Source organism: Wolbachia endosymbiont of Pentidionis agamae, from assembly GCF_036711655.1.
GTDB lineage: Bacteria > Pseudomonadota > Alphaproteobacteria > Rickettsiales > Anaplasmataceae > JAZHPY01.
Window position 1 is genome coordinate 1 of sequence record NZ_JAZHPY010000102.1, and the last position, 3,105, is coordinate 3,105.

The 3,105-nt window shown below is 28.1% G+C and carries 2 protein-coding genes; both read right to left on the reverse strand.

The features are described 5' to 3' along the window. Positions 1–469: 469 nt before the first annotated feature. The gene (locus tag V6U76_RS04955; RefSeq protein ID WP_333024019.1) at positions 470–1,648 is read right to left on the reverse strand and encodes an MFS transporter; all 1,179 of its coding nucleotides are present in this window, start codon (positions 1,646–1,648) and stop codon (positions 470–472) included. Positions 1,649–1,808: 160 nt separating this feature from the next. After that, positions 1,809–2,909, reverse strand: a complete 1,101-nt coding sequence (locus V6U76_RS04960) for an ankyrin repeat domain-containing protein (RefSeq protein WP_333024021.1) — start codon at positions 2,907–2,909, stop codon at positions 1,809–1,811. Positions 2,910–3,105 lie beyond the last annotated feature (196 nt).

Below are 3,105 nucleotides of genomic sequence, written 5' to 3' on the forward strand. Positions count from 1 at the left end.
TGCTTTTGGATTTCTTTTTGCATTTTCTAAAGCATCTCTATTCGAGGTCAAGTATTCTTTATAATACTGCTCTAATTTACTATCAGTTATTAACTGTATTTGTTTTTCAAAATTGTCACCTGGCATATTTTACTCCAATATATACTTAATACTATTTTAGTATTTTATCTTTGTTATTATTTTGTAGTTTAATAAAATTTTAAGAATTTACGCAGAATCCCTGGAATTTGATTTATAGTATAATGAGACATAATTCACTTTTTCTCAAGATATTCTTAATAGAATATCTAAAAAAATTTAGGTAGTTAAGTATAATAGTGATCATACATTTCTATTGGTGACGTGCTAACAATTCCTCTTTACCAAAATATCATGTACCTTCTGCAATCTTCAGCTGTTACATTACCTAAAATAATAGTTGTATACTCAAGGCAACAAACCTTCAGTTTTTTATTTTGATATTACATACTTAAGTTCCTTGTTTTGTATATATCTCTTTTGTAAGATAATTTAAAGCAGCTGCAGTGATAAGTATTACAAAAATAATAAAAAAAGCATGTTTGTGATTCTTAGATAATAAAGCTAAAATATATACTATTATTCCACTTCCAACAAACATTATGCCATTTATAATTGATGATGTTGTACTTATATATTCTCGCCTTACTAAATCACTACCAACAGTAAAATTTAACATATGTCCACCAGAAGCAAAACCAAATATGAACATGCATATGTACGCAGCAATAATTGTTTTGCTATAAATCAAAATAATAATTGAGATTCCTTGTATAACAGCAAAAATAGAAATTACATCACGTCTATTTTTAAATAATCTTGAGATTTGATCTGTAACTGGAGCTCCTACTGCAAGCCCAAACCATAAAATAGCAGTAGCGACTCCTGATTGCATTGAATTAAATCCATGATCACTTAATAACCGTGGTCCCCATAAGGTATTTAGTGCTAGAAATGTTCCAAAGGTTGCTGCACCAACTACAGAAGTGATCCAAATGTCTCTTATTCTTAATACCATAAGTATTGAATCTATTATTGCCACTAGTGTGTCATAGAGCTTATTATGCTTCTCCTCTTTAAATTCTGACATATTTAAGCAAAAGAATACTAGAGCAAGTGTAAAAATACCATATATTATTACTCCTATAATTAAGTGCTTCCAATATATCTTCATTGAAATCAAGGTAATAAATAGAATTTGGCTGCCAAATGCAGCAAGGCTTGAAATTGTTTGTACAAAAGAAAATATTAATCCAAATTTTTTTATTGGAAAACATATGCTACTAAAATATGCAGCACCAACAAAACCGAAAGATGCTCCAACTGCAAGTAATACCTGGGATAAGATAATGGAAATAAAGCTTGCACTATTAATTAATAAAATAAATCCTAAGATGATAGCGATTATTGAAAAAAAATAGACTTTTCGACTAGAGATAATACTAAATGTAGTTCCACTAAAAAGTTGAAAAACAGCAAAAATCCATGTGTATATAGAATTTGCAAGAGCAATTTGCGTAGATGTTAAGTGAAGTTCTTTTTCTAGTGGTATACTAATAAAAGTATATAATACTTGCATATTACTCAATATCACTACAAGGTTGCTAATTAACCAAGCCCTAAAATTCATGTATACTTTATTATACTTTTTACTCAATAGAATTTAGATAGGAATGAAGAAATTAGCAAATTCTTTTAAACATTTTTATATCATTTTCAAATATTCACATGCATTAAACCTCTTTCGAAACCTACAACTTCAAATTCATATCATGTACTATTAAAGTTGATTATGCTATGGTTGTTGAATGTTCTCCTACCAGCTCAATATAAGAATCTCCAAACGTATTATCAGGATTAGCATAATATGTAACACAAGCTGTAATGAGAGCTGCAGGTATCCCAACGTTAAGTGTTACACCAATTGTAGGTAATAATTCAAACCCTATAGCAGCACAGACTACACATGTTGCAATCGAATGAACTGCAAGAGATAGGGAGCTATACTCTATTACTTTTGCATTGTGATTCTGTTTTTCTTGCACATTAAGTGCATAACGTCTTGCTAACCCTTTTCTACATTGCATTTCTATTCGGTCTCCATATATAGGAAAATCTTTGCTTAACTCGAGTGATTCTACACATTTTTTAATGTCATTCCTTATTTTAGGATGTTTAAAAAATCCTGCCAATTTATCTAAATCCTTCTCTACCAATATTTTATAAAGTGAAATCTCTGTTTCTCTATATTCTCCTGTATTTTCACCTGTCTTTTTATCTTTATATTTATATTGACATACAAATTTTGTGTCTTTTAGCTTTTGTAACTCCTTTGCTTTTTTCCACTGCTTTCTTATGTCAGATGCATGATAACTCTTTTCTAAGATCTTATTTTCAGCATAACTAACTAATTTATCTAAATTTTTCTCTTCTAAAATGTCGTATACTGTAACTTCTGTGTTTTCAATTTTTGTCTTTTTGAGCCTTTTTAATTCTTCTATGCATTGTGCATAATAAGAATTTAGGTAATGATCATTTTTTATAATTTTTTCGCTTTTCTTAAATTCCTCATTACTCACAATATCTGGATTAGAAATTTCTAATTTTGTAATACACTTCTTCATAAATAATCTTCTGATTTTTAAATCTTTTGTAATAGAGAGAGGAGTTTCACCATCCTTATTAGTACCATCAACATCAGCTTCATTTTTTAGTAGAAGATCTGCAACTTCTATATGACCATTTTGAGCAGCAAGATGTAAAGCAGTCATTTCATACTCATCCTTTGCATTCACATCAGCTCCATTTTTAATCAACTTCTCAATTTCTATTAAATTAATATTGCAAATTGTTTTAATTGCTTTAAATAATCGTTTGTTAATTTTTTTCATAAAACTTACCTTTATTAATTATATAATATACTATAATAGTAAACATCTCAAGTACTTTTTTAAAATTTTAATTAAATTTATTTTTTTTATAAAAAAGATAGAATATAATGAATATTCTGAAATTAAAATTCTTAAGATTTTTACTTGATTTTCTATATTATAATGGTAATGGCGAAACTGCGGAAGCAAAAATTTT